Annotated in this window: 1 protein-coding gene and 1 pseudogene; both read right to left on the reverse strand. The window is 64.4% G+C overall.

The annotated features are described in order from the left end of the window. Positions 1 to 429: ABC transporter ATP-binding protein (locus ACRXB1_RS37110; protein WP_449494913.1), on the reverse strand; the 429-nt coding region annotated here is incomplete at its 3' end. Between the two features lie 6 nt (positions 430 to 435). After that, positions 436 to 756: pseudogene (locus tag ACRXB1_RS37115) on the reverse strand (hypothetical protein); the annotation flags it as partial.

Below are 756 nucleotides of genomic sequence, written 5' to 3' on the forward strand. Positions count from 1 at the left end.
TCGTTGCTGCTGACCGCCCGACAAGGCCTGCGGCGCACGGTCGCCATACGCAGCGGGCAGACCGACCAGCGCAAGCAGTTCATCGACTCGATACCGCGCCCGCCGCTGCGCACGTGGCAACCCGAAGACGATGTTGTCGGCGACAGAAAGGTGCGGGAACAGCGCGCCTTCCTGCGGCACGTAGCCAATCCTTCGTGCTTCCGACGGCACATGAACGCCCGGTCCGGCGACGCGCACGCCATCGATTTCCACCGTGCCGCCGTCGGCGCGTTCGAAACCGCAAAGCACCCGCAACAGCGTGGTTTTGCCGCTGCCCGAAGGTCCGAGCAGGGCCAGCAAGGTGCCTCGTTCCACCGACAGATCCACGCCATGCAGCACGGCTTGTCCATCGAAGGATTTGGTGAGGCTGGTCACGCGAAGTTCGCTCATATCGTTCTATTTGTCAGACGGCGAACCGGCTTGCACATTGATTTGAAGTCCTGCCTTGATATCGCCTGCGCGGCCGGCGACCGCGGACCGTCCGAGCAACGCGAACAACGTGCCCGATGCCAGCAGCGAAATGCCCACCAGCAACGCGGCGTATGGGGCAGCGGCAGCAAACGCGAGCGTGGAGGTGTCGATCCATACTTGCGTTGCGAGCGTGCGCGTGCCGATGGGCGACAGGAGCAGTGTGGAATTGAGTTCGGTGACGACCGAGATGAAAACCATGGTCGCGCCGGCGCCGAGACCCGGACCGGCCAGCGGCAACACGACGCA

Source organism: Caballeronia sp. M23-90 (assembly GCF_053574605.1).